Annotated in this window: 17 protein-coding genes and 1 CRISPR repeat array; of the genes, 5 read left to right on the top strand and 12 right to left on the bottom strand. The window is 56.0% G+C overall.

From position 1 onward, the window contains the following. Nucleotides 1–207 precede the first annotated feature (207 nt). The 4 genes from Q0D52_RS01680 (at nt 208) to Q0D52_RS01665 (ending at nt 6238) form a co-directional block, all read left to right on the top strand. Nucleotides 208–1113, top strand: a complete 906-nt coding sequence (locus tag Q0D52_RS01680; protein WP_294379802.1) for a Fic family protein — start codon at nt 208–210, stop codon at nt 1111–1113. 127 nt (nt 1114–1240) lie between these two features. Beyond that, nucleotides 1241–2680, top strand: coding sequence for a VWA-like domain-containing protein (locus Q0D52_RS01675; RefSeq protein WP_294379801.1), 1440 nt, complete (start codon nt 1241–1243; stop codon nt 2678–2680). Nucleotides 2681–2873: 193 nt separating this feature from the next. Beyond that, the gene (locus Q0D52_RS01670) at nt 2874–4436 is read left to right on the top strand and encodes an AAA family ATPase (RefSeq protein ID WP_294379800.1); all 1563 of its coding nucleotides are present in this window, start codon (nt 2874–2876) and stop codon (nt 4434–4436) included. A 2-nt stretch (nt 4437–4438) separates the two neighbouring features. Continuing rightward, nucleotides 4439–6238 (top strand): leucine-rich repeat domain-containing protein, encoded by a 1800-nt coding sequence (locus tag Q0D52_RS01665; protein ID WP_294379799.1) that lies wholly within the window; start codon nt 4439–4441, stop codon nt 6236–6238. A gap of 157 nt (nt 6239–6395) precedes the next feature. Beyond that, nucleotides 6396–9203: direct repeats of the CRISPR family, unit length 36 nt; unit sequence GTTTCCGTCCCCTCTCGGGGAAATGGGGTTATCGAT. A gap of 80 nt (nt 9204–9283) precedes the next feature. Here the strand turns inward: Q0D52_RS01665 and cas2 are convergent. The 12 genes from cas2 to pglZ form a co-directional block, all read right to left on the bottom strand. Next, nucleotides 9284–9643, bottom strand: a complete 360-nt coding sequence (cas2, locus tag Q0D52_RS01660) for a CRISPR-associated endonuclease Cas2 (protein ID WP_294379798.1) — start codon at nt 9641–9643, stop codon at nt 9284–9286. After that, nucleotides 9640–10662, bottom strand: coding sequence for a CRISPR-associated endonuclease Cas1 (cas1, locus tag Q0D52_RS01655; protein ID WP_294379797.1), 1023 nt, complete (start codon nt 10660–10662; stop codon nt 9640–9642). Before cas1 ends, cas2 begins: the two co-directional genes overlap by 4 nt. A gap of 18 nt (nt 10663–10680) precedes the next feature. Then, complete coding sequence (locus tag Q0D52_RS01650) at nt 10681–11946, bottom strand: hypothetical protein (RefSeq protein ID WP_294379796.1); 1266 nt, start codon at nt 11944–11946, stop codon at nt 10681–10683. Then, complete coding sequence (gene csm5 / locus Q0D52_RS01645) at nt 11947–13374, bottom strand: type III-A CRISPR-associated RAMP protein Csm5 (RefSeq protein ID WP_294379795.1); 1428 nt, start codon at nt 13372–13374, stop codon at nt 11947–11949. It lies immediately after the preceding gene. 2 nt (nt 13375–13376) lie between these two features. After that, complete coding sequence (csm4, locus tag Q0D52_RS01640) at nt 13377–14300, bottom strand: type III-A CRISPR-associated RAMP protein Csm4 (RefSeq protein WP_294379794.1); 924 nt, start codon at nt 14298–14300, stop codon at nt 13377–13379. 4 nt (nt 14301–14304) lie between these two features. Further along, nucleotides 14305–14958, bottom strand: coding sequence for a type III-A CRISPR-associated RAMP protein Csm3 (csm3, locus tag Q0D52_RS01635; protein ID WP_294379793.1), 654 nt, complete (start codon nt 14956–14958; stop codon nt 14305–14307). 4 nt (nt 14959–14962) lie between these two features. Continuing rightward, nucleotides 14963–15388: a type III-A CRISPR-associated protein Csm2 gene (gene csm2, locus Q0D52_RS01630; protein WP_294379792.1), complete on the bottom strand. Its 426-nt coding sequence runs from the start codon at nt 15386–15388 to the stop codon at nt 14963–14965. A 3-nt stretch (nt 15389–15391) separates the two neighbouring features. Next, nucleotides 15392–17677 carry a type III-A CRISPR-associated protein Cas10/Csm1 gene (gene cas10 / locus Q0D52_RS01625; RefSeq protein WP_294379791.1) on the bottom strand — a complete coding sequence of 762 codons (2286 nt, stop codon included), beginning with the start codon at nt 17675–17677 and terminating at the stop codon, nt 15392–15394. Next, the gene (cas6, locus tag Q0D52_RS01620) at nt 17667–18464 is read right to left on the bottom strand and encodes a CRISPR-associated endoribonuclease Cas6 (RefSeq protein WP_294379790.1); all 798 of its coding nucleotides are present in this window, start codon (nt 18462–18464) and stop codon (nt 17667–17669) included. Before cas6 ends, cas10 begins: the two co-directional genes overlap by 11 nt. A 150-nt stretch (nt 18465–18614) precedes the next feature. Next, nucleotides 18615–19547: a DUF4268 domain-containing protein gene (locus Q0D52_RS01615; protein ID WP_294379789.1), complete on the bottom strand. Its 933-nt coding sequence runs from the start codon at nt 19545–19547 to the stop codon at nt 18615–18617. A 2-nt stretch (nt 19548–19549) separates the two neighbouring features. After that, on the bottom strand, nt 19550–21712 hold the full coding sequence (gene brxL / locus Q0D52_RS01610) for a protease Lon-related BREX system protein BrxL (RefSeq protein WP_294379788.1): 2163 nt from the start codon (nt 21710–21712) through the stop codon (nt 19550–19552). A 12-nt stretch (nt 21713–21724) separates the two neighbouring features. Next, nucleotides 21725–24355 (bottom strand): BREX-1 system phosphatase PglZ type A, encoded by a 2631-nt coding sequence (gene pglZ, locus Q0D52_RS01605; protein WP_294379787.1) that lies wholly within the window; start codon nt 24353–24355, stop codon nt 21725–21727. 150 nt (nt 24356–24505) lie between these two features. On the opposite strand from pglZ, the gene Q0D52_RS01600 reads away from it, so the two are divergent. Further along, on the top strand, nt 24506–25507 hold the full coding sequence (locus Q0D52_RS01600; protein WP_294379786.1) for a site-specific integrase: 1002 nt from the start codon (nt 24506–24508) through the stop codon (nt 25505–25507). Nucleotides 25508–25593 lie beyond the last annotated feature (86 nt).

Here is a 25593-nt window from a genome sequence, read left to right as displayed (position 1 = left end):
AAACGGGAGTGGATGTGTGTTCGCGCGGGTGCGCCTGGGAACGCGAAGGACCATCGCGAACACACGTCCGTCCCCCTGTTCACGCGCATCCGCACGGCGGCGGCGGTTGCCGTGCTATCATGTTCCGATAACGCACAAGCGTTCGCGATTGCGGCGCAACCACAGGAAGGGCTCCTACGCGGAGCGGGGCGACCCCAGGTAACCGTTATGTCCGCAGACAGCTACGACGATTTCGAATATCGGCCGGCTTCCGAATACACTTCGGAAGATCGACGCAGGCACTATTGGGCCGTCGCCATCGGCCTGCAAGACGTCGACGGCCTGAAGGTGTCCGACTATCTGCGCGATCAAGCTCATGCCTACATCCGCGGCGAAAAAGGGCTTGACGAGGTCGGCGAACTCGTTCGCGGACGATACGCCAGCGCTGAGGCCGACGGCGAAACCAAAGAGGCTGACCTGGTAAGCCAGCGAATCGCCGAGCTGCTCACGCGCGGCGCGTTCTTCCTTTCGCCCGACATGCTCACCACCATCCACGCGTATCTGTTTCAGGACCTCGACCCCGCGATATACCGCCCCGGCCAGTTCAAAAGCGAGCGCCTGATCAAGCAGGAGGAGATCCTCAACGGCGACAGCGTGCTGTGCGCCGACCCGCTAACCTATGAGATGTCCCTTCGCGGCGCGTTCGCGAACGAGGCCGCCGCGGCATACACAACGTTCACGGACGAGGAGCTGCAGCGCTTCTGCCACACCATCGCGTTCCTCTGGCAGGTCCATCCGTTTTACGAGGGGAACACGCGCACCATCGCCGTGTTCTCGGAGTTGTACCTGAACAACCTGGGGTTTCAGGTGGCGAACGACCCCTTCGCCAAGCACGCACGCTACTTCCGCGATGCGCTGGTGCGCGCGCAGTACCGCAACGCGGCGGCGAAGATCTTCCCCGACGACTCGTTCCTGATGCGGTTCTACAAAAACGTGATCGGAGAAGACGGCGGCGAAATGAACCGCGCGGACGTGATTTGCACCCGCCTGTTCGACGACCCCAACCTGCTGCGCAACGTCGACCCCAAAGATGCGCTGCGTAAAGGGAAGAGCGAAGCGCCGCGATTCGACTAGAGAAGCGAACGCGAACAGGAAACGGGGGCGTGTTCACGCGAGAGCACTTAGAGGCATGAAGGGCCGTCGCGAACACACCTCCGTCCCCCGTTCACCCCCGCTCATGACCACATGCGAAGGAGGTTGGATGAACGCGCAGCTTAGCGAACGGCAGGAGTTGGCTGTTGAGGTGTTGCGGCTTGCGAAAGACAGGCTGCTGGTTTCGAACCCTTTCCTTGCGCCTGCGGCTAGTTTGCTGCCGTTCGTTCCGTCCCCCGATGCGCTTTTCCCGTTGTCGGGCACGGATGCGAAAGCTTTCTACTTCAACGCCGACTATGTGCTGGCTTGCTTTGCCGCGACGCAGGAAGCGCCCGTGCACGACTACGCGCATACGCTGCTGCACTGCTTGTTCCTGCATCCTTTCGCCAACCCCGGGCAAAACCGGGCTCGTTGGGACCTGGCCTGCGATATTGCCGCGGAATGCATTGCCGCCGAGCTGTGCGGCCCGCGCCCAGGAGATGCGGACAACGGCACGGAGTATGCTCTCGGGCGCATTTGCGGCGCCTTGCAGCATGCCCCGCTGACTGCGGAGTCGGTGTTCGAGCTGCTGAAAACCGACCGGTTCGTTGATGAGGAGCATGAGTGGCAGCAGCTGTTTTGCGTTGATAGCCACCGCTTCTGGTACGAAAGGCCAGGCGATCGATCGACGGCGGGCTCTGGCGCCAGCGAAGGTCATACCGAAGAGGCGACCGATAGCGAAAGCGAAGCCGAAACCCAGCCCGGCGGCGAAAGCCCCGACGGCACGCCCGACGAAAGCGCCGCCCACTTCAAAAGCCCCGAAAACGCGTGGCGATTCGCCGTCCAGAGCATCGCTGCTTCCATGAAACACCAGGTGAGCGCATCGAACGGCGGCTGGGGTCGGAATCTCAGCGGGCTGCTCGCTAACCTTGGCGTGGCGCCTAGGAGCTACAAAAAGCCCGCGCTCGACGAGTTTCTGCGCTCGTTCGCCACCTTTGAGGAGACGCCGCAGCCGTCAAGCGACGAGTTCGACTACGCGCTGTACACGTACGGTTTTACGCTCTATGGCGATACGCCCATCATCGAGCCGCTTGAAACCAGGGACGACAAACGCATCAGGGAATTCGTGATCGGCATCGACGTTTCCGGGTCGGTTTGGGGCCCCACGGCCACGCGGTTCGCGCAGATAGTGCAGGGCGTGCTCTGCAACGAGGGGCTGTTCTTTAGCGCGCCGCGCATCCGCATCATCCAGTGCGACACCCAAATCGTTGCGGAAGACGCGATCGACACCCCCGAGCACATGCGGAAATGGATCGGGGGTTTGCGCCTCCACGGCGGAGGCGGCACTGACCTTCGCCCCGTGTTCCAGCGGGTGGACGAGCTGGTCGAGCGCAACGAGATAGGCGACCTCAACGGCGTCATTTGCCTGACGGACGGGTACGCGAATTTCCCGAAATGTGCGACGCCGTACAAAACCGCCTTCGTCCTCACACCGGACGGGGCGCAAAACCTGGCACCGCCATGGGCGATGACGTTTATGCTCGAAGAGGACGACTTCAGAAGAACGTAAAGGGAACGGGGCCGGGAACGCAGCGGGGCGCTTGGCGAACGGGAACACAACACAGCGCTGCACGGGAACGCAGCAAGGCGCCAAGGCAGCACAACACGCAGCGAACGAAGGCACGATGCGCAACGCAGCGCCCAGCGAACGGGAACGCAACACGACACGGCGCGGGGCGCGCACAGGCGAAAGGCAGGGACCAATGGATATCGAATCGGCGAAACAGCAGGTCAAAGATACCATCACCGCATATCTTTCGCGCCACGACAACGGCGCGTACCGCATCCCGTTCGAGATGCAGCGCCCGATATTCCTTGAGGGCCCTCCGGGCGTGGGCAAAACCGCCATTGTGAAGCAGGCAGCCCAGGAATGCGGCATCAATTTCCTGTCGTATTCCATGACGCACCACACCCGCCAAAGCGCGCTGGGACTCCCCCGCCTGGTGGAGCGCGAATACGAGGGCAAAACGTACACGGTTTCCGAATACACCATGAGCGAGATCATCGCATCGGTGCACGACAGCATCACGCGTACGGGCATCGCGCAGGGCGTTTTGCTGCTTGACGAGGCGAATTGCGTGTCCGAAACGCTTGCCCCGGCCATGCTGCAGTTCCTGCAGTTCAAAACGTTCGGGCAACACGCCTTGCCGCAGGGCTGGATCGTGGTGGCGGCGGGCAATCCCACCGAGTTCAACCGCGCGGCCAGGCGTTTCGACGCAGCGACGCTCGATCGCCTGAAGCGCATCGAAGTGGAACCCGACGTGGACGCATGGCTGGATTACGCTGCGCAAGCGGGCGTGCATCCGGCGATAACCTCGTATCTGCAGTGCAAACCCGACCGTTTCTACCTGGTGCGCCCCGATGCCGGCGGCACGCGCCTGGTCACGGCGCGCGGCTGGGAGGACCTTTCCCGCATGCTGCAAACCTGCGAGCACGAGCAGCTGTCCACCGACGAGGCGCTTATGCGCCAATACCTGCAGGACGAGGAAACCGCCATCGATTTCGCCACCTACTACAACCTGTTCTGCGAATACCGGCAAACCCTGGATATCACGGGCATCCTGGCCGGCGCCGTACAAGAGGGGGAACAGGAACTGCGCGACGCGCGCTTCGACAAGAAGATCGCGCTCACGGGCATGCTCTACGACGCGCTGCTGGTCGGCGTGCGCGACGCCATGCAGCTTGAGGAGGCGCTGCGCATCGTGCGCGACGACCTGCTAGCCTGCAAAAGCGCAGATAGGAAAGGAAATCTGGAAGCCGCTCTTACCGTGCGCATAGCAAGCGCCAACGACAGCGGAGCCGTAGCGCTGGCGAAGCGGAAGCTTGTCAGCAGCCCGCAAATGGTGCAGGCGACGCGCGTTGCGCTGCTGCGAGAATGCCTGAGCGCCGTGCGCACGCACGTCGCGAACGACGACGCCGCCAAAAGCGCCTTCACCGCCGCAAAAGCGCCGTTTAACGCCGCGTGCGAGCGCCAGCGGACCATGGCGCAAAACGCCGTCGCGCAATCCGACGCGGCGTTCGCCTTCATGGACCGCGCGTTCGGACGCAGCCAAGAAGCGCTCGTGTTCGTGGCGCGCGCCTCGGCCGACCCCGCGTTCATCATGCTGGTAAGCGAATGGGGCGGCGACGGGTATTTCAGCCACAGCAAAAGCCTGAAATTCAACGAGCGCGGACTTGATCTTGCCAGAAAAGTGGAGCTTGTCATGCAGGACGCCGAGGACACCGAAGCAAGCGCCAGCCTGGAACTGGACGAGGAAGACCGATAGCCATGACGGTAGGCGCATACATCCCCCAAGAACCTAAATGGCTGCAACGCAGATATAGCCCCGTGCGGCCAACCTTCGAGCAAGGGACGGTCACCAGGCCGGGCAGAGGGCCTGCGGGCAAAAGGCCCGATGACGGCATTGCCGTGCTCTTCCTGGAAGCCGACGTGGGCGGATGCGAGCGGGCCAACACCGCAAAACCCTATCAAATGCTGCACGTGGGCGATCGCCTGGACCTTGAGCTAAAGGGAAACGGGTCCGTCGCCATGAGCTTCCAAAAGGACGGCGAGTGCTACCACCTGGGGTTTCTCAACGAGCAGTACGCCATTACCGCTGGGGTTTCCATCCTGCTGCGCTACCCGTCGGCGTTCGGCGTGATCGGCGACATATACGCAACGGTCACGGAGCTTGATCTTGAGGACCCAAAATGGCCGCGCGCCTACATTGAGATACGCTGCTTATCGGATGTGCGCCTAAGGCACGCGAAGAAAGGCTTCCTGCTAACGCCGGATGAGACCGTTGTCGTGAAGCTTTTGGAACCGCACGTGAAGATCACGATTCCCGATGGGGTCAGAGAAATCGCACCCTACGCGTTTTCGAACGACCGTCGCATACGCAGCGTCATCCTGCCTGCAGGGCTCCGCAAAATCGGCCATCACGCGTTCATGACGACGAACATCAGCGAAGTCAAAATCCCCGCAAGCGTTGAGGATATCGGGCACGACGCATTCGCAAACTGCCCCTATGACCGTTGCCTCTCCACCGGCAACGTGAACAACTCCCTTGTTCGCTACAAGGTGGAGAAGGGAAACGAGCGGTATCAATCCAGTAGAGGCAAGCTCAAAGACGCGCGGGCGCCCAAAGACCGCGAAAACCGCCCTTTTGAGCACATCGCATGCTGCACGACCATTTCCATGCCCTGGGCAAACTCCCGATATATGACGAAAGACGACCTGCCGGCGCTCGCCGAGCTGCTAGCCCGGCGTGATGCGCGACGCAAGGAAAGGTGGGCTCATCCGACGCCCACCATGCTGGCCGACAAGTGCATCAAGGAGCTGCAGGCGCGAGGTTCGTCCCCCACGCTTGAAACCGTTTTGGCGAAACTCAACGCCCTATCGGGCCTGAAACGCAATGAACTGGTTTTTGCGGTTGCAGAATACGGCAGCGAAGAGCAATTCGACATGATGCTGGCAACGGCGGCGCAGTCGCCGGAGAGCTTGTCGTTCCTGCTTGCCAGCGCCATCTCGCGCAACGACCACGACCTTGCACGGCGCCTTGCCCAGGCCGGGACAAGGCTGCACAGCAAGCGAATGCGCATTCCCGATAACGCCCGTGAGGAGAAAACCATTCTGTGCACGCCGATTGACCTGGCCCTGCAAGACATGCGGTACGAAACAGCGGCAGAGGGCAAAACGGGCGCGAGCATGCCATACGTTGACAACAGCAGCTGCATCGCCACCCTTGCCGAAGAGGGCTTGTTCACGCGCGAAAACCTTCGCGACCTGTATCTAGGCGCCCGAAGGAGCGCCGCGCCCTTCGGGCAGGAAAAGCTGCAAACCATCGTCCGCTTCGTTCACCCCGACGACGTAACGGACAAGCTTGACCTGTGCAAAAACCTAGTAGCCCACGAAGCGCAAGCCGAACTAGAGCACACCTTCACCTGGCCCAACTTCCCCACCATCGACCAGCTAGAAACCCTCGTGCGGTTCGCAAACGAGAGCGGCGACACGGAGATGGCGGTTAGGATTCTGGAATCCTACCGCAACCAGCAGCCACCTGAGCCTACCGAGGGCTTGATGTTGTAGGGGGATGCCCGTGCGGCTTGCAATAGTCCGCAAGCCGCACGGGCTAACCGGGAGATATCAGCGCTCCAGGCGCCCAAACAAGCATAAAGCTCAAACGAATATTGACGGGGAAGCCGCTCGCCAGTTCCCCTATTGCTAGACGACGCACTGCCCACCGCGCTTCGACCCCTCTCGGGGAAATGGGATTGTCGAACGGTTGGACAACCAGGCGAATTGACACGGCAGCCAAAGTTTCCGTCCCCTCTCGGGGAAATGAGGTTATCGATTGCCGTCGTGAAGTACGAGAGCGGCGAGGGTTATATCCCGTTTCCGTCCCCTCTCGGGGAAATGGGGTTATCGATTATGAAAACGGCCTACTATCACGACAAATTGCCGCAATACCAGTTTCCGTCCCCTCTCGGGGAATAGGGGTTATCGATCGGTATCAGCTGCTACGGGAATGAGTTCCTGGGCTACACCTAGTTTCCGTCCCCTCTCGGGGAAATGGGGTTATCGATTTATCTTTTCGCGAACTACCAGGTCTGCGAAGGAATGAGCAGTTTCCGTCCCCTCTCGGGGAAATGGGGTTATCGATTGATGAGGATAAAGCATCAGCGCTTTACCTTGCATCGTTTCCGTCCCCTCTCGGGGAAATGGGGTTATCGATATGTCGCATTACGTTCGTTCCCGTGCGCAAGGAGTTGGTTTCCGTCCCCTCTCGGGGAAATGGGGTTATCGATCCATAAAAGAGGCATACGCGAACGTATGTATCGAAGAGAGTTTCCGTCCCCTCTCGGGGAAATGGGGTTATCGATTCAAGCAAACCGAGCCGCGTACGAATCGGGAAATCGGTAGTTTCCGTCCCCTCTCGGGGAAATGGGGTTATCGATTCGGCTCAAGATTGGTCGCCCTTCGGCGAGTTCTTCAAAGGTTTCCGTCCCCTCTCGGGGAAATGGGGTTATCGATCTGCTCAAGCAGACCGAGCCGAGGACAAATCGTGAAGTTTCCGTCCCCTCTCGGGGAAATGGGGTTATCGATTATACTGTCTGCGCCCGCCGTAGCGACTCCGATTCGTTTTACGGTTTCCGTCCCCTCTCGGGGAAATGGGGTTATCGATCGTGAAAAAGGCCGTCAAGGAGGCTTATGCCACCAGTTTCCGTCCCCTCTCGGGGAAATGGGGTTATCGATCAGTGGAAGCATCTTCTTAAGTTTCTTAAAGCCGCGTTTCCGTCCCCTCTCGGGGAAATGGGGTTATCGATTTGAGATGAACGAATACACGTACACTTTTGAGAGCGTGTTTCCGTCCCCTCTCGGGGAAATGGGGTTATCGATTTTCTGCAATGACCATTGTTGATGATTATAACGAGATGAAGGTTTCCGTCCCCTCTCGGGGAAATGGGGTTATCGATTTACCACATGCGAAGCCAGAATTCAAGACTTTTCACAAAAGTTTCCGTCCCCTCTCGGGGAAATGGGGTTATCGATAGTAACACCACTATGTCGCATATTCGAAAGTTCCTTGAGGTTTCCGTCCCCTCTCGGGGAAATGGGGTTATCGATACGCTCGAATCATTACTGATTGACGGCCACGCCGCTATAAGTTTCCGTCCCCTCTCGGGGAAATGGGGTTATCGATCTTGAGGACTACCTCGGCGTGCGGTTGACCATATCCGAGTTTCCGTCCCCTCTCGGGGAAATGGGGTTATCGATTCACGAGAAGATTCCTCAATATATTGAGGGTATTGGGGAAGTTTCCGTCCCCTCTCGGGGAAATGGGGTTATCGATCAGGTTCTGTGATAACCGCTACACTGTTACGGCGTACCGCGGTTTCCGTCCCCTCTCGGGGAAATGGGGTTATCGATCCGTGATAAGTTGATGAAAACCGCATACTATCACGACAAGTTTCCGTCCCCTCTCGGGGAAATGGGGTTATCGATTTACGGCGTATCGCGATGATTGCCGCACCATGGGCGAGGTTTCCGTCCCCTCTCGGGGAAATGGGGTTATCGATCAAAATAAAAAAGGGGCTACAAAATGTAGCCCCTGGTGATGAGTTTCCGTCCCCTCTCGGGGAAATGGGGTTATCGATAATTATGGGATTGTAGTATCTATAGTTAGGTAAGAACTAGTTTCCGTCCCCTCTCGGGGAAATGGGGTTATCGATCATGTAGAAAGGAACCATCATGACCACGACCAAGACCTTCAAGTTTCCGTCCCCTCTCGGGGAAATGGGGTTATCGATTCGAAAAGCTTCGCCACATGCGCGATAATCGCAAGAAGTTTCCGTCCCCTCTCGGGGAAATGGGGTTATCGATTTTCCGACCGCAAGCGCATCCTTTACATGGGCGTTCTTTGTGTTTCCGTCCCCTCTCGGGGAAATGGGGTTATCGATCATGAGGGCGTTCAGCTTCTCAATTTGTCCTTGTGCGAAAAGTTTCCGTCCCCTCTCGGGGAAATGGGGTTATCGATCCACATACCAGACCATGCAAAGTAGGGCCGTTTGTTTCCGTCCCCTCTCGGGGAAATGGGGTTATCGATCGAACACTACGTGGACAGTTACAGTTACAGGCAAATTAGTTTCCGTCCCCTCTCGGGGAAATGGGGTTATCGATCTGCGCAGCTGCTGCGGTTATGGTAGCAGTTATTGGGCAGTTTCCGTCCCCTCTCGGGGAAATGGGGTTATCGATCTGAGAGCCAGAGAGGGACTAATTATGGTTATCAATAGTTTCCGTCCCCTCTCGGGGAAATGGGGTTATCGATTCACGAGGGCATAGGTGAATTGTGGGAACCTATGAATGTTTCCGTCCCCTCTCGGGGAAATGGGGTTATCGATGACCCGTGGCATCAAGCGAGGGTTGCACCCCTTCCTATCGAGTTTCCGTCCCCTCTCGGGGAAATGGGGTTATCGATACTATCGCTATATAGCGAAGTGACCCGTGGCATCAAGCGGTTTCCGTCCCCTCTCGGGGAAATGGGGTTATCGATAGCATTGACAACTTGAGTTCGGCGTGCTAACTGTCGCATTCGCTCTTTCCATCAATACCTTACCCATATGTTCAGTATACTCAAATGAAGATGTTTTGCCGTAAATCGCTGTCGTCATCCGCGCATTCGCCATACAGCGCCGCGCTGCACGACCCAGACATCTTGTAAATGCGCACCTTATCCGCCGGATCATAATATCGTTCCGACCCCATCAGCCTTTCAATAGCTTCCGTAAGCTCTTTCATATCCGCCGGTTTGAGATACGCCTCGTATACCGAGTTCTGAATGCGCCTACTGTAGCGCTTCAACAGCTTCGTAATCAGCGAGTATTTCTTCCGATTTGAGATATCGAACATTATCAGAGTATAGAACTTGTTCTCCGCCGGCGAGGCGCCCTCTTTCCTGCTGAAGTGGCGCGTCGACACTTCCAGCGCGCTCATGCATCATCAACTTCCCAATAAAATGGCTGATACAGCAGCGGATCACCAGCATCGATAGCGCCCACCACGCTCACCAACTTCTTATCGAGCGCCGCATGAAAGCCATAGCGAAACTCATCACCATACGCGCTGAAAAACCTACTTCGCTGCGTTATCTCATCGGATAGATAATCGGTAAAAGAACGCATCAACGTCCTAGTCATATACACCGCACCGTTATCCGCTCGCGAAAAATCGTCAGGAGACGCAGCACCGGACCGAACAAACGAAAGTACGGCTTTATCAACAAGAAACGCTCGATAGTCCTCAATCAAATCAGATGCCAACGCGGCATGTCCACGCTGAACAGCATGCAAAAACCCGAAGTAGGGATGCAAGCCATGGCGCTCAATCGCGCCAACGATGCTTCGATGCAAAATGCTATACCCGTACGACAGCAAAGCATTCACCGGATCTTTCGGAGGGCGCGAATTCCGCCCGTCAAAAGAAAACCCCGTATCCGACAACAGCTTTGCATAGCAACCGAAATAGCACTTGGCGGCATTCCCTTCATGCCCCAGCAACTCATCGATGCTCATAGCGCCAACAAGACAATGAAGAGAATGCCGCAAACCCTCTAACTCAACATCCGAGAATCGGTAAACATCTTCAAAAGACAGCAACAAAGCCAAGCTATTGCGCAACTTGGCTTCAATCGCCATCTTTGACCACATCAAACAGAAACTCGCATTGTCAGTAAGCATCGCCTGCTTTTTCTGGCGAAACGGATCGGCTCGGTCGGGCGAAACCGCCCGACCGAGGTAATGTCCATCATCGGAGTAATAGCCAATAGGTACAGCAGACGAAAGGCATTCACGCACCAATTGGGTAGACAGCTGAGGATTGCCGAACACGTTAATGCTATCCACGTTGCAAAACGGCAACCGGCGATCGGTTTCACCATCATCTTCGGTTACGACAAGCTGCCCTTGCGAATAACCCAGCTTAACATCGCTCCTGGTTAGGTACACATGGGCCATAGTCGTCCCCCTCTGCCGCTAGATGCTGTCGATAATGCGCTGGTTGACCTTGTCGTACAGGCCCGGTTTCGCCTGCCCATGAAGCTCGAATAGGGCGCTCATGATGTTTTCGAGAGACATGCTGCATGATCTTTCTAATGCAGCCTTCGACGAAGCCTTCAGCGTATGTGCCAAAGAGTTACGGCAATTTTTTTCGGCATTCCTTAATTGCGATATCGCATTTACCACTTGCTGATCATCGCAATATTCCTGCACAAGACACCAATAATGGCCGCTTTCGATAAATGCCTCGCCTTCGTATTTCTCTTGACACCAGCTCAATGCCTCGAAAAGCCTTTCGTTCTTTCGAATCGCTTCAGCATTGAATCGGTAAGATGTTTTGTCTTTGCTTTGCACCGAGTACATTTCCTCAGGCAAATACTCATTCAGCTTTAGTCTCATCTGCTCAGCAAGAGCCGGCGTCATCGAACGAATGAAGTCAGCCCAGTGACCCTGCTTCAAACGAACTTCCATGACGTATAGGTATTCCAACAGCAGGTCGTTCGCTTTGTAGCTCACGTCGGTTTTGGCAAACACCGTCGCAGGAAGGCCTCCGTCGAGGTTCAAACGGCACGCTGCCGCTTCTATCATTCTCTTGGTCGTTTCGCTCACAGTGCTCATTTGGCCCGTCAGCCTGGATGCCGCCTCATATTCGTAGCTCCGCACCAACGCAATGACGTTCTCCTTCAGCAAACGCTCGCTGAAATTGGGCGTAGTCACGGAAACGATACGGCATGCAGCGTCGCTATTGTTGTCTTGATTCAGCTCCCATAGCAAATCAAGATCGTATTTGTTAGGGTTCTCTCGATCGTTACTCGAGTTGATGCCGCGCTTCGGCGTCAACACCTGAAGCAACTCAAGGTTCAGCCTGCCGAACGACCCCAACGCCACCAGCGCCTGCGACATGCCCGCCGTACCCGACGACGTGTTGACCAGCACATCGCCTTCGCCTGAAAGGTCCTTGAGAATAGGCTCGAACTCTTCGATATAGCGGTCGAAGCGATAAACCTCCTCGAAAGACGATTCGATGAGCTGCACTTCAGGCGCAGGAATCCCAACGGATTCTGCCAGAAGCCCAATCGCCCTGGTATAGCGTTCATCTTGTTGCTGAAATTCAGTCATAGCCGGCGAAAGGAACAGCACCACTTTGTCCGGCCGCCTATGTCGGATGATATGCAGCAGCGGCCCATCGCCAAGCTGCGTGACGGGATCGGCCGTGCCGACCGGGGAAAACAACGTAACCATCTACAACTCCCTTACCGTGATCGAGCATTTCCCCATGGGATAGCTATCTTTGCCGACGATGCCCCACTTCATCGTGTGCGGGGACACCCCGATTTCCTGGTCGCGCCAATGACGGTGATCCTCTTTCGCTTTCGTTATGCGACCTCCGGGCCTTTGACGCCTTGCCTCAAACAATTTGGGGCTGAAGCCCGCACGCTGCACGTCGCTATAAAGCGTCGGGTGAATGCTGCGATCGATCTTGGTCGGAAACTGGTTATATAGAATGCGCGACACCATCTGCACGGCATCGGCCTCATCGTCGAACAACGCACTCGTAACCGTTTTGCTTATATAGTCGACGCCGCCGCCAAGATAGCAAGTCACCTCTGCGCTAGCCGCGCATTGACCCGCTTTGTCCTGATGCGTGTTGCAAAAGCCCGTATCGCCCACTGCTTTGTTTGGGCATCTCATTCCCGCGAGCGGACCAGCCGTGATGATGTATTGGCACCCGCCGTCGGACGACCCCGAAGCGGAAGAGCCCTCCCCTTCACCACTTTCGAAATGGTTCAAGAAACGCTCGGAATAGAAATCGAACGCCCTTTGGAAGATGCTCGATAGCCCCTGGGCATCAAGTGCGGGTGATGCTAAGTATTCGTCAATGCGCTCATCTACCGTAACGTCAACGGAGACCGTAGTTCCCGGGCGAAGGCACTCGCGATACACGTCAAGCTCGTTGCCCTCTTTGAGCGTCAACTTGCCCATATCCAGCTTGTGATCAACCGGATCGCCCTTCGAGAACTTGTCGTACTTCTTGGCGAACACCAGGCTATCAACGGAAAGCGGCTCGGAATCAGAAACGGATACGTACCGCATAATGTCGTTTTTGACGCTTGGATCGTTGGGGTTCGGCTGCTCCTTCCAAAAAGCCGCCCTGTTCAGACCCTTGCCCGCGTTCGCACTGCCAGACTTCGAGGTAGCCAGCTCATCGACGCGAGCAGTGGCGCGCAACCCGGCATCATCAAGCACCATATTCAACAGCAGGGCCGTACGAAGCATACCCTTAACGCTTGACCCGGGAATATACGGGTTGCCATGCGCGTCTTTCATAAATTGCCACACGTCGTGGTACTGAATGGCGCCACGCCGGGCAGTGGCGATCGGCGAATCTATGCGGTAAGCGATCGATCCCTGTGCAATCTTCAGCAGGTCGGCGTTTTCCCTTCGGGTCAAAAAACCTTGTAGACCAAACTTGTCATAGGCACCCTTCTCAAGGAACTCGCAATACCTTGACACCTGATCAGACGTCAGCCGCGAAACGAACTTCCGCACGTCAAGCACCGCGATTTCACCGCCATGCACGAAATAATCCCTTTTGCCATAACGCTGCCCGTTGCCGATATGCACCAAGCCGGCAACCTTGATGTCAAGACGAAGCTTGCGAACGCCCATGATCACACCTCCATCCACATCGCGCGCGCGTAGCGATACACCGGATGCGCGCCCGGCGTAGCATTCACATCGAATACATCGCCCTCGAAGCAACGTTCGAACACCGACCCCGACGCAAACAGGCACAGGCTGCGCTTCTTTCGGGGAGTCGGGGCATGGCTCGTCGACTGCACGAACCCGCCCTTGCGTACAAGGTGATACCTCGCGCCTTCAAGAAGGGAGTCGGTCAGCTCATCTTCTCGCGGAAGCGCGCTTGACAGCAACATCGCCCATTTGCCAAAGCTTGATTCATCTACCAAGCGCAACGGGACATCCTCCCGAATCTCGAACGTAAACCGCCCATACCCGCTGCTCCGTTTTCCGCCGATTCCTGAATAGCTCAGCTGCTCCATCAGCGGCCGCACGTCATACGCGCCGTCAACAAGGAAGAACAGTCCGCACTCCGGTGTAAATCGGTAACCGCCAACATGGTAGGGTTCAGCATCTTCGCTGGTGCTACGCGTCAGATTCACCTTCGTGCGCAGGAAGGACGCACCGTTGTTGAATCGCTCAAGTTCGCCGACGAAGTCAAACGAGCCGCTCAAGAAATCGCCTAGCTTATCTGCCGGAATGTACTTAAGCGCCTTGTTCGCCTTTCGAGCACGCGAATCGCCGGACTCCGCGCTGTTAGCGGCGTGCTCGGAAACACACGCCATGGGCTTGGGGATGTACAGGCGCTCTCCAATATAGGGAAAAGCATCGCTGATCGAAAATTCGCCTGATTTCGCGACAGCAAGCAGCTCATCGGCGCACCCCGCCTTCAGCGCCTCGATGAACAGCGCGCTGAACAGCGTTGCGGCATCACACGTGTATTCGCCATCCGAAAGACGCCCGTCCCCGAAATGCACGGGAGCCTGGAACGTCAGCTTCACCATTTGCGTGGCCATATGCTTACCTTAACTCCGGCACGTCGAGCGTTTTGTCTCCGGCAACCACTTCAGTAGCAAGATCCTTGAACAGAACGCGCCCGTTGCCGCGAGAACCGCCGCCGCCCAAATAGTCGTTTTCCAGCAGATCGATCGCCTTCGCGATGTTCTCGAAATCTTCCTTCACGTCGTCGAGGTTCTCGACGTTGTAAATCAGTTCGAACGAAAATTCGGAACCGCGCACCACACGCTCGATCTGCCGCGGGTTGGCAACCGACGTTAGGCGATCGATGGTGTTCTCAAACTTGTTCTCGAAGATTTGCGGCAGCGCCTTCTTGTTCGCCAAGAAGCAATCACTGAACTGCAGACGAGACATCTGCATCCCCGTCCCCGCCGCATCGCTGCCCTTTTCGCTTGAACCGAACAGGCGCTTGATTTCCGCGCAATCGCTTTCGAAGCCGCGCACGCCTGCAAGCGGGGTCGTCCCAAAATCGCGCGCCAAAAGAGAGCGCATTTTGCCCTTGAGCGTAGAACCGGGAATGATAGGGTCACGCGTAAGGGGGTCGCGGACCACCGGTGAATCAACGGAGCCGATTGCGCTGAACGAGTCGTCGCCGCCGATATGGAGGCCGGTTTTCACTTCGATAATGCCCGTAATCTTGATTTTCGTGTACGTCATCTTGCTACTCCCTGCCTCCATAGAATTTAAAGTATGCAACTAGACTTTCCGCGTAGCGGCAATACAGGACGAACTGCTCGTAAGTTTGGATTTGATCGAGCAAATCCATCAGATACGTCATGGAGATGAATTCCCTGACGCCCTCATTCCTTTCCCTGCCCGATTCGTACGCCATCTTCACCTTGATGTACTGAAGGTCGGACATGCATGCTTCCAGATCTTCCGGCGTGTTAACGCGCGCATGGATGTTGGTGATAAGGCTGTAAATGCTACGCAGTTTTGACATGGAAAGCTGCGGAAAAGCTAATTGCCTCTTGCGGGTATTCTTATCGGGTGGAGCAATAAACTGCTCGGCAATGAATGCGAAATTCAAATCGGTGATTGCGTGCTTTTCGCTTATCCGTAAGCTCACCGTCGGTTTTGCTTGCATGCGCTATCCCCTTTCCCTGATGCTGTACACATACCATTCCAAAGCGGCAACCAAGCATCGCCTTTCGCGACTATCGGATGCCCAAGCGTAAAACTGCTGACACAGCTCATCGCGCTTTTCGCAGCCCTCGAAGCTCCTGGCCAGCAAATATGCCAAGCGAGGTGCGGAAATCACGTCGTCATAATGTCGAAGCAGCGAGACGATTTTGTAGATGAAGGCTTTGCCCTTGTCGTTTTCCTTGAAGATGCCGGCGATTTCCCGCATACGAGGCTCAACCGCATTCGCCAAGTCATCCCACGAGAACACGTTATCCGCGCTCCACAGCGCTACGGCGTTCTTCGTGCATTCCTTGCCGTCGGGGCCAAGTTCGGCATACAGCTTCGCCGCATCTTCAAGCGAGCCCGTCTCCGACGCCATGCGCGCAATGGGGTACTTTTCGTCGAACATCCCCACACCCGCGCTTATGGTCAAACAACCGTTGCCGGTGAACTCCTTGAACGATTGGCGCAGGTCAAGCGCCGCGTACAGCACATCGCTCCAATTGCCCACGATGAACAGGTCGTCGCCGCCCGAATAGATGATCTGCAGGCGATACTGTCCCGATGCGAAAATCTCGTTGACCTGCTTCTTGAAGAACAGGCTGAGTGCGCGGCTCAACGTTGCCGTTCGGCTGACGGATGCCTTGCTTGCGGGAATGCCGCTCGCGAAAGCCGCACCAAGGTTATCGACATCAGCGCGCAAAACGCCCAAGCGCTGAATGCCCTTCCCGTCTTCCAGCGTGCTGCCGGCTTTTGCGTACGACGCAATTCCCTCAGTTCCCATGTCGGCGGTATAGTCGCCCATCCAAATATGCGTGGACAGATTGGTGCCGGCATCCCAGTTCTTCGTATAGACGCGCCTTGCCACGGGCTTTTCGGCAAGATAACGGTCGCGCTCATACAGCACAAGGCTGCAGCCAAACGGGAGCGAAAGCCGATGGTTTGCCGTTGATGCACAGGAATCGTCGATGATGGCAAAGACGCTTTTCTTGACAAGGTCCGCCGAGATGTCGCGCAGCGATTCACACGTTTCGCAAATATCATCATGGGAAGCAAGCGCCGTTGAACGGTGACACTCGCGACATTCCCTGCCATCATCGGTAAGCCCTTCGCCGCCGCAATTCAGGGTTTTGATGTCCGCAGCCGAATATCTTGCTGCTTTTGCATCGGATAGCTTTGCGGACAATTCCCTGAACAAATTGCCGAAGCGCTTCTTGTCTTCGCCGGCGTTCGACAGATCATCGGCACTGCACATAACTGTTGCGAAAGCCATGTACAGGTTCACGCCGTGTTCGCTGATGAACCAGTCCTTCAGCTCGTTTTCGAACGTTTGCAAAACCGCCTTGGCCTGCTGCGTATTCGGCAACAGCATATATGCATGGCCGCCGCCCGTGTACATGACATTCACGCGATTCAGCGACAGCCGCTCGAGCAGCTCGTCGACGATGTGCTCCATCATGAGCTCAAGGTACAAGCTTCGCGCGCGCAACTGCTTAAGCGCCTTCGACCCGCTGATGCTGTAGATGAAATCTTGAATGCCGCTCATGTCGCAGGTTGCCAACAAGAACATCGGCTTGGAGTAGTACGCGCGAGACGCCTCTCCCGAGAACAGCGCCGCGCGATAGTCGCAAATGCCTTGTTCCCTGAAATAATCGTAGATGCACAGCGCCAAACCCGCCGTTGTTTTGGCGTGGTCGTACAGCGATACGTCCACAAGCTCCGACAGGTTCGTTGACGAGGGAACCGTATTGGTGGTCGCCTCGAGCACGTGCAGCATCGAGTTCACTTCCTGCGAAGCGATATCCATTTGAGCGAGCTGGCCTTTTATCCTCTCGCGGATGGCATTGTAATCCTCATGCTCGATGACGTTATCGTCATGTCTGCCGCCAAGGATGTTGAAAATCTTCCGCAGGTCAACGCTCTTGTCGAATGAGGCTTTCACCTCATCGTCGCCCTCGTTCTTGCGATCCATGCCCGCCGAGATGTTGTCAGCGAAGTACGTGATATACGCCAGCGAATCAGACTCGAGCGATGACGAGCGGGACATTTCACGCGCGTGGTGATATCGAATCTGCTCGACAACCTTCAAACCCTCAGGCGAACAGAACGCAGGGTTAAGCGGTGAAACCTCATCGGTTATGAACTGCGCGCCAAGCGCAGCGTGCGTGCCTTTGCCCGAAGATCCGCGATACACGACCTTCCCGATATCGTGCAGCAGCGCTCCGTAGCACAGGATCGTTCTATCGTCCAACGGTTCCTCCTTTTCGATTCGACGAACCCTTCAACAACTGCATGCCTCCCATGCCCATAGACGTTTTCACCCCAACGCCGGACGCTTCGCCAAACGCAAGCAGCATGGCAACAAGCCCTTGCAGCGATTGCGGCCCAAAAGCCCGAAGCGTCAACGTGCCTGCGAATGCGGGAATCTTGTCAGCCTTCCCCATCGTGCGCGGAAAGTACCTTGAGCACAGGTTGTACGAGGTGATTGAAACGTGCTCGGAAAGATACTCGAGCGTTTCGGGGTCGATTTCGCAATCCCCCGCATACGCCTGGTTGTAACGCATAAGCAGGTTTTGAAAGATGAGCCGGACATCGGGCATGATCACGTAACGCCCTTTGCTCTTGAAAGCCGCAGGGGTTGCAAACCGCACGCGAAACGTCGGGCCGGCTTCGCTTTTCAGAATCCCGAGCAAGTGATCAACGCCGAAGGAGTCGCATTGCCTGCGCTTCACCGCGAACGTCTCGTTGATATTTCGCAAGGTGAACGAGTCGATTTTCGACGCCGGGCCGACAAGACGCTCGGCCGCTTCATCGGTCAGCGCGCTCATGCGCCAGATGATTTCGCCGTTTTCGCCCACGAAACAGTACTGGCTATAAGGATTGAACGTTGACGCGTGAAGCTGGGCGGCATAATCGTCGTCCACGTGCTCCATCAGGACGCTTTGCAGCATCGGCCCCAAGAAGGAGGGCTGCCACGACGGGTGCTCATCAGATGATTGCGGCTCGATATGCAATAACAAGGTAGTGATGTGCTCCATAGCGCCTCCAACGGTAACCGCACACAAACCCATTCGCATTCGAGTGTAGCAAAGCCCCTCTCCGATTTGTTGTACAACAAATCGGAGAGGGGCTTCAGGGGTGGAGGGTTAGGGGGTCGCAAATGACTGCGGAATGCGTCGCGCAAGCGTCTACAACCCCAACTCGCCGATGACCTGCTTCATAGCAAGAGCCCACTCGAGCTGCTTAGCTATGAACCCCGACCACGCGGCCTCGTTGCCTTTGATCATGCAGCCATCCTTGTAGAAGCGAAGACCTGAGGCCTTCTTAGCATCAAAAGGCGCAGCTACAAGGCCAAGCCTTTCCTCGAACAAGGCAGCATTGCCAATGGCCTTGTAGCCGATTTCCTTGTCATCCGGCACGTAGAACTCGATGCCGGTACGGCCGCGCTGCGTGTCTATGAGCAGCGCAATATGATAGGCAGACGTACCGCAGCGCAACGTTGTCCAGTGGTCCTTCGAAGGTTTCTGCGGGTTGAACACCTTCAGAAACCCAGGAGTCGCCTGCGCGATTTCGCGATACTTAGTCCAGTACGACAGCTTAACGCGCTCAGTTTCAGACAAGCCCTCGCTAAGCTTGATTGCCTTCGTCCACTCATTCGGCTGTTCGACCACGCTGAAGCGCGGCGCAGGCAGCGAGTCCCCAATGGACCACAGCTCTATTTCAACCAGGAAGAACCCGAAGTCGCTATCAGTGTGCTGATTGAGCCACTCGATTGCCTGACGATGCTCGTCGCGGGCGCGAGCCACCACCCACACGACAACCTCGGCACCCTTGCCGGCAGCATAGGTGATCACCTTGCCTAGATGGTCATGATTGGTGTCCTCGAGCTGATTCTCGATAATCACCTTACGCCCGGTTCCAGCCTCCTGTGCATAGATGTCCACATTGAACGAACCCACGGACGATTCGGCTTCTATGAGCTCAAGTTCAATGCCAACCGCCAAACTCAACATCGCAAGGTTAGGTTCCTCTGAAAGCCACTTGGTAAAGTCAAGCGCCTCATGAGGCCAAACATCGCGCAGCTCAACCTTCTTGAGTTTGTCGAGGTTGTATTTAGTCATGACTAGATTCCTAACGCCTTTCGCGCCGCCGAAACAGCGTCACCATCCGGATAGAAATCAGGGCTCACGCTACTAGCAAGCTCCATCGGGATAGCCTGCAAATCCTTAATGGCGCCAAATGGCAAAAGAATCCGTTTCGCGCCGGCGTTCTTCGCCACGCGCAGAATATCCTCAAGACCTTTGATCTCGTCCATGGAACCGGAGAGGCGAAGCACGCCGGGAATCACCAATCCCGCAGCAACGGGCCTGTTGCAAGCTGCCGAGCACAAACCCACGAACTCGGCCAAGCTCACCTCATCACTCGGCCCCTTGGCTTGCAAGTCATTGAAGAACAGCAGGTAATCCTTCTTATCTAGATGCATACCGGCTGCAACCCGGTTCGCGTTGTTGACGAAATAACTCCAGGCTGCATCTATGCTTTCGCGAGCGCTCCTCGACCCGATGCCCTCGTACTGGAAATGACAGCTGCCCGCGATCGCCTTGTTTTCGAGCTTATATACAGCATGCTTGCCTTCGATGCTCCTGCCAATACCAAAAACGTGTCCAGGTTGCAGAGGCGCTTCAGGAACAAGAGAGTTATCGCTTTGCTCGGGCACACCGACGATCGTTACAGCTGCCGGGTTGTCCAGTTCGCTATAGCCGAGGTTAACATCCATGAACTCGATGCCCGCCATAATCTTCAGCTGCTCCTTGACGCGCCTGCGACCCTCGATGGCATAATCGAGAATCATCTTCGCATCGTCATGCGTCATCTTCTCGTCTGGGAACAGGAGCTTCATAAGACCGCTGAACGTCTTGCGCACACCTATCTCATCGCGCGTATTGAAATCGCCATTAAGCCTGAAGAAATCGTCCAAATGATGGGTGTAATCTCGCTTACGCATACCCTTGCAGAATTCGCTCAAGCAATCGGTGATGAGCCCGTAACGCTTCGTGAGCAAATCGCTGCGCATCTTGGGAACCTCCCATCCGGGAAGGTAGTAGTGGATGCGGTCGAAGAAAGCGGAGTCCTCGTTGAATTCTGGCGGGAATGGGTCGAACAAGTGCGTTGTCTTAAGCACGTTCTGAACGCTGTCATTGATGTTTCCTTCAAACACCATCGAGGCATCGCCGCTAAAGCTCTCCCTACCGCGGGCGTATGCGCCGCCGGCCATGTATCCCTTCAGAATCTGAATGGCATTCATGTCCTTAAAATGCATGCCCGCGACCTCGTCGAATGTCACGACGTCCCAATTGCCAACTAAGCCCGTACGCTCGAGCGATGAAGATTTCTTCGCGCTCGCGTTCAGTCGCCCGAAAAGGTTCGCCGTAGTCGTCTGACCGCCGGAAAGCAAAATAGCATAGGGGCTTATCTCATTGTAAATGTGGCTTTTACCCGTGCCGCGCGGGCCGAGTTCGCAAAGATTGTAATTCCGCTCAGCCAGAGGAACCATACGCTCAATGAAGTGAAGCTTCGTCCGGAGGTCAAGCGAACTCGGCTCATACCCGGCAGAACGCAAGAGCAAATCCATCCACTCTTCGGTTGTAAACGCCTTCCTCTGGGAGATGATGTCACCCATATCGATATTGGGCATCTGGATGGGCGTAAGATTGCCGATGCGATATGGGTTGTCCTCAGGTCCGCTATTCTTACTCATCTTGATAGGCTTCGGACCACCGAAGACATCGGCAAGCTCATCATTCAACTCATCTTCAAGCTGAAAGTACTCCATTCGCAGAATGCACCACATGCCACCGCACAGCATCTTCGGATAGCTACGCACGTAGTCTTCCGGCATGACAACCGGATCGATGCTCAAGTTGGCGAACGTGGCAACGTGAATGCCCCGATATTCATCAAAGCGCACCGACACCTTATCGATGATCGTATACTGCCTCAGCTCCCAAATCTTCGACTTGATACGTTCGGACTCGTCCGGCCTCACGTAGTTTTCGGCGAGAATCTTCCTGATTCTGGCAAGTCCCTGCTCTACCATGCCCGGATCGTCCGTCGAACAGTACATTCCGAGCAGATACTCCAAAACAAACGTGGGCACATTAGCACCGCGCTTCATAACAGCCGTGAGATCCTTGCGCACGACCTTTCCAGGGAAAGCCTCGACGATTTTGGCATCAAGGTTATCGGGCTCGCAATGATCAACTGCAACGCTGTCCCGTTCTTCCATGCTGCACACTCCTTAAAAACCAAAGTCGTCCATGGGGACGAATGCTATTTCGATGCTGAATTCCTGCCGCCATGCCTCAACGCCGTCGTCCTTGCTGCGACATGACAAATAGTACGGCTTCTTGGGGTCGTATTGTCTGCCCGCTTTCAACCCGAGCTGGATACGCGAAACGCGCGCCGTCTCGTTCGAGGTGGTCATATCTGCGTGCGCCGGGCGCGTATCGCTCACCGCGTTTCCCGAAGCGTCGAGCAGCGTGATTTCGTACTCTGCTGGCAAGACCTTGCCGCCAACTGCCTCGGTCTGAAACAGCTCGACATGGAACAGCATCGACGTGATACGACGAGACGTTGAAAGCAACTTGAAGCCCGCACGCTGACGTTCTTCATAGCCCTTTGCCCCTAATCGCTTGTTCCTGAACTCGATGACCGGCACGCAACATTCCTGCAAGCTCAAGCCGCCATGAACATAGTTATCGCCAGGACCCGCCTTCTTGATGCGCACGCATTCGCGAGGCGCGAGACCCGTGTATGTGCCGCCGTCGATGTCATCCATGTTCATCTTCACGAACAGCCCATCATCGACGCTAGGCTCGTCACCCACAAGATAGCGCCTACCTTGCTTCACGACCCTTGTAGACGCATCCGCAACCGAAACCTTGCTGCGCTCCTCAAGGGGATTGCGCGTATAAAGGAAGCCATGATCGGCGGTTATGAGCACCCTGCTGATATGCAGGTCATTGATAGAGCTCTTCACCAGCGCCACCAAATCTTCGATTGCAGTTTCGCAGGCATCAAAGACCATATGCTCAGTGTTAAAGCTTTCGCCTACGGCATCGATCTTGTTGTGGTATACGTACACTACATCGGCATCACCCACGAGCTGCTTACGGACCGACCTCTTCTCAGCCAGCAAGGTTTTGCTCTGGATGCAGTGGCTCTTGGGTTTACGTCGACGTAGCGCCGCTTCCCGCTCTTCGGTAGAGGCAACGGGCACGTCACCATCGAGAAAGACCGCCATGTCAGCTTCACGAAGCCCCATCGAATGGTGCGGGAGCAATGCTGCCATGCCGAATTCCGTAATCGAGGGGAATACGCTATGCATGCTTTTCAGCTCGGCGGTTCCCGCCGTGGCGCGCTCAAGGCGATGCGCAAGCTCATCAGCAACCTCAAAACGAAGCGCATCGCTAACGATGACCAGCGTCCGCTTCACCTCTTTGGAGCCAGCCACCACAAACTCATCGAAGAAACGTCGCTGCCTCGGCACGCCCTCGATATAACCGGACTCACTCCACTGTTCTTCAGCGGCGTTCACCCAGCAACGATTCGTTTCGGATAAAAACCAATTAACGTAGACACCCTCGACCCATGCAGCAAGACTTTCGAGCTCATCGATCACATTGCCGGCAACATCGTAGGACGATTTTCCGCAGCGGTCGAATGCCACGCAGAAAGCGCGATACCAGGAGTCCATCATGTACCAGTCGCCCGTATAGGCGCTCCATACGTCACGCGCGACAGCGATATGGAAGCCTTGCACGTGCTCGCGATAGAATCGCTGCATGTTAGCAGACGCTTCAAGCGCGGAGAAAAACGGCTCCACGCGCGTAAACCATTTCAAGTCTTTGCGACGCTGCGCAACCTGCAGTGCCTCGTCAGAGCGATCAGCACCCTGCGCCATGCTTCCCAGAAGGTCTGTCAAGATGCACTCATTTATGCAAGGGAACACGTCAGCGGCCTGCAGCTGAGCGAGGGGTATTTCCGCGAAGCGTTTCGGAAGGCCGCATAGCCGTTCGGTATCGCGAGCAAGCTCGAACAGCACGGCAAGCGACTTCTCGTCGCCCATCCAGGCGCGCACCACGTTAAAGCAAGGTTGACCGTGCGAATTCGAGATTCTGTCCTCAAGGCCTTCGAGATACTCGCCAGGCAATTGCGTAGATAGAGCCGTGAGCAAGACGTGCGCAGCAAAGCCATCGCGCGAAAGCAAATCACCGGAATATCCGACTCTTTTTGAAACGAGCGACGCGAATAACGAATCTGCCCCGTATTTCGAAAGCTGATTTAAAGGCTCGGCACCATCGTAAAGCAAAACGAGATACGTCCTAACGATGGTTTCGAGCGACAAGTCGCTCGCTCCCAAGATAGCCCCAATCACGCCGAGCGCGACGTCTGCCTTCGTTTCCGCCTGCGGCATGAGCTTTGCAAACCGCGCTCTGCGATCGGCGGCGTTGAAAAACTGGCGAAACATGGACACTCCCTCAACAGCAGCATCCTTTGCCCCAAGGCTTTCAGCCAGCAGCGAGGCAAAATCAGCTTGAAAATGCTCGGAGCAAATCTCGATATCGGCAAGCCAGTTCTTTTCAAGCGCTTTCGGCGAGAAGTCCTTGGGTTCCGTTGTGTACACAAGGAAGTCATCACGAGCGTGCAGCCGATAAAGCTCGCGCTTGGCAATGAAGCGATTGTTGCCAGACAACTTAAGGAAACGAACGTTTCTCTCAGACGAGATTCCCTCTTTAGCAAGGACGTCAAACTGGCTTTCGAACGACTTATCAACGTCATGCCAGAACACCACACGTCGCTGCTCGAATTCCTCCAGGGGCTTCGCAAACCTGTCTTTAAGCTGCTCGATCGCATCCTGCTGTGCCATACGCGAACCATGCTTTCACAAATAGAGGCCTACCGATTTTGTCTCTTTAACCTTTGCATTATCCCACAAAGCCAACGAACCGCTCCCGACCCGCTTCCATGTTATGCAGCCGGCAATCCGCCCGGTTCGTTTACGGAAAGCGAGGAGACCATGAACAACGAGAAGCACGAGGAGATGACATATCGTATAGCTGTTGAGCGATGGGCAACCGAACGCGAAAGCCTGCAATACGTGTTGCCGTATACGGCGCGCAAGGCAGCCCAGAAAGCCCTGCTGTTCTCGCCATGGATAGCGGAAATGGGAATCGACCAGATAGAGCCGTCTCAGGTCAGTGCTGCGCTGATGCACCTGGGAAGCAAAGGCGGACGGCAGAAGAAAGGGCTTTCGACGGCTACGCTCAGAGCGGCGCATCTTGCCGGTAGCCAAGCTTGCGACTGGGCGGTTGAACGCGGCTTCGCAAGCAAGAACCCATTCGCACGCGTGACCAGGCCAAGGGCGAATTACCGACAATCGCAGTTTCTCACCCAGGGCCAAGCCACCAAACTCGCACGTGCAGCAAGCAGATCATTCAGCAAGAACTTGTCAAACGGCGATATCGCGCATGCTTCGTTCGCACTCGCGGTGTGCATAGCAGTTGCCACAGGGCTACGTAGAGGAGAGATATTCGCCCTTGATTGGGATGATTTCAACGAAACAACGATGCGATTAAGCGTAAGCAAAGCTATTAAGGGCGACGGCTCCTTGGGAAGACCCAAGAGCGTGGCGAGCATTAGGAACATCGCAATCGGAGGAAAGCTATGCAAGCTACTGACGAAGATGCGAGCATGGCAAGAAGAGAACTTCCCAGAGAAGGACTGGTCGCAGAGCGCTTTCATCATATGCAATGGAGAAGGCAAACGCGCGAGCCTGAACGCCTTCGAACATTGGTGGCGCACGTGGGCAGATAAAGGCGGCTGGAAGGGCCTGCGCTTTCACGAGCTTCGTCATACTCATGCGACGCTACTGATTTCAAACGGCACCGACGTGAAAACCGTCCAAATGCGCCTAGGTCATTCCTCTGCTGAAGTAACCATGTCGTGCTACGCGCACGCCCTGCCGATGGCGGATGGTTCAGCGGCGACGCTGCTCGATTCAACGCTGTTCTCGCGATAAAGGCACCCTGCAAGGGACCTCGCGTCCCTTGCAAGCGAAACGACGATTTTCGGCGGGTTTGCGGCCGAGAAGCTGAAGCATTTGCA

The sequence above is a fragment of the uncultured Senegalimassilia sp. genome, assembly GCF_934630535.1.
Classification (GTDB): Bacteria; Actinomycetota; Coriobacteriia; order Coriobacteriales; family Eggerthellaceae; genus Senegalimassilia.
Note: the sequence above shows the minus strand (reverse complement) of the source record. Positions and strands in the feature narration are given on the sequence as shown.

Bases quoted from the DNA above. Each gene is read 5' to 3' on its own strand.
- Q0D52_RS01680 (WP_294379802.1), top strand. From the start codon at position 208: ATGTCCGCAGACAGCTACGACGATTTCGAATATCGGCCGGCTTCCGAA.
- Q0D52_RS01675 (WP_294379801.1), top strand. From the start codon at position 1,241: ATGAACGCGCAGCTTAGCGAACGGCAGGAGTTGGCTGTTGAGGTGTTG.
- Q0D52_RS01670 (WP_294379800.1), top strand. From the start codon at position 2,874: ATGGATATCGAATCGGCGAAACAGCAGGTCAAAGATACCATCACCGCA.
- Q0D52_RS01665 (WP_294379799.1), top strand. From the start codon at position 4,439: ATGACGGTAGGCGCATACATCCCCCAAGAACCTAAATGGCTGCAACGC.
- cas2 (WP_294379798.1), bottom strand. From the start codon at position 9,643: ATGAGCGCGCTGGAAGTGTCGACGCGCCACTTCAGCAGGAAAGAGGGC.
- cas1 (WP_294379797.1), bottom strand. From the start codon at position 10,662: ATGGCCCATGTGTACCTAACCAGGAGCGATGTTAAGCTGGGTTATTCG.
- Q0D52_RS01650 (WP_294379796.1), bottom strand. From the start codon at position 11,946: ATGGTTACGTTGTTTTCCCCGGTCGGCACGGCCGATCCCGTCACGCAG.
- csm5 (WP_294379795.1), bottom strand. From the start codon at position 13,374: ATGGGCGTTCGCAAGCTTCGTCTTGACATCAAGGTTGCCGGCTTGGTG.
- csm4 (WP_294379794.1), bottom strand. From the start codon at position 14,300: ATGGCCACGCAAATGGTGAAGCTGACGTTCCAGGCTCCCGTGCATTTC.
- csm3 (WP_294379793.1), bottom strand. From the start codon at position 14,958: ATGACGTACACGAAAATCAAGATTACGGGCATTATCGAAGTGAAAACC.
- csm2 (WP_294379792.1), bottom strand. From the start codon at position 15,388: ATGCAAGCAAAACCGACGGTGAGCTTACGGATAAGCGAAAAGCACGCA.
- cas6 (WP_294379790.1), bottom strand. From the start codon at position 18,464: ATGGAGCACATCACTACCTTGTTATTGCATATCGAGCCGCAATCATCT.
- Q0D52_RS01615 (WP_294379789.1), bottom strand. From the start codon at position 19,547: ATGACTAAATACAACCTCGACAAACTCAAGAAGGTTGAGCTGCGCGAT.
- brxL (WP_294379788.1), bottom strand. From the start codon at position 21,712: ATGGAAGAACGGGACAGCGTTGCAGTTGATCATTGCGAGCCCGATAAC.
- pglZ (WP_294379787.1), bottom strand. From the start codon at position 24,355: ATGGCACAGCAGGATGCGATCGAGCAGCTTAAAGACAGGTTTGCGAAG.
- Q0D52_RS01600 (WP_294379786.1), top strand. From the start codon at position 24,506: ATGAACAACGAGAAGCACGAGGAGATGACATATCGTATAGCTGTTGAG.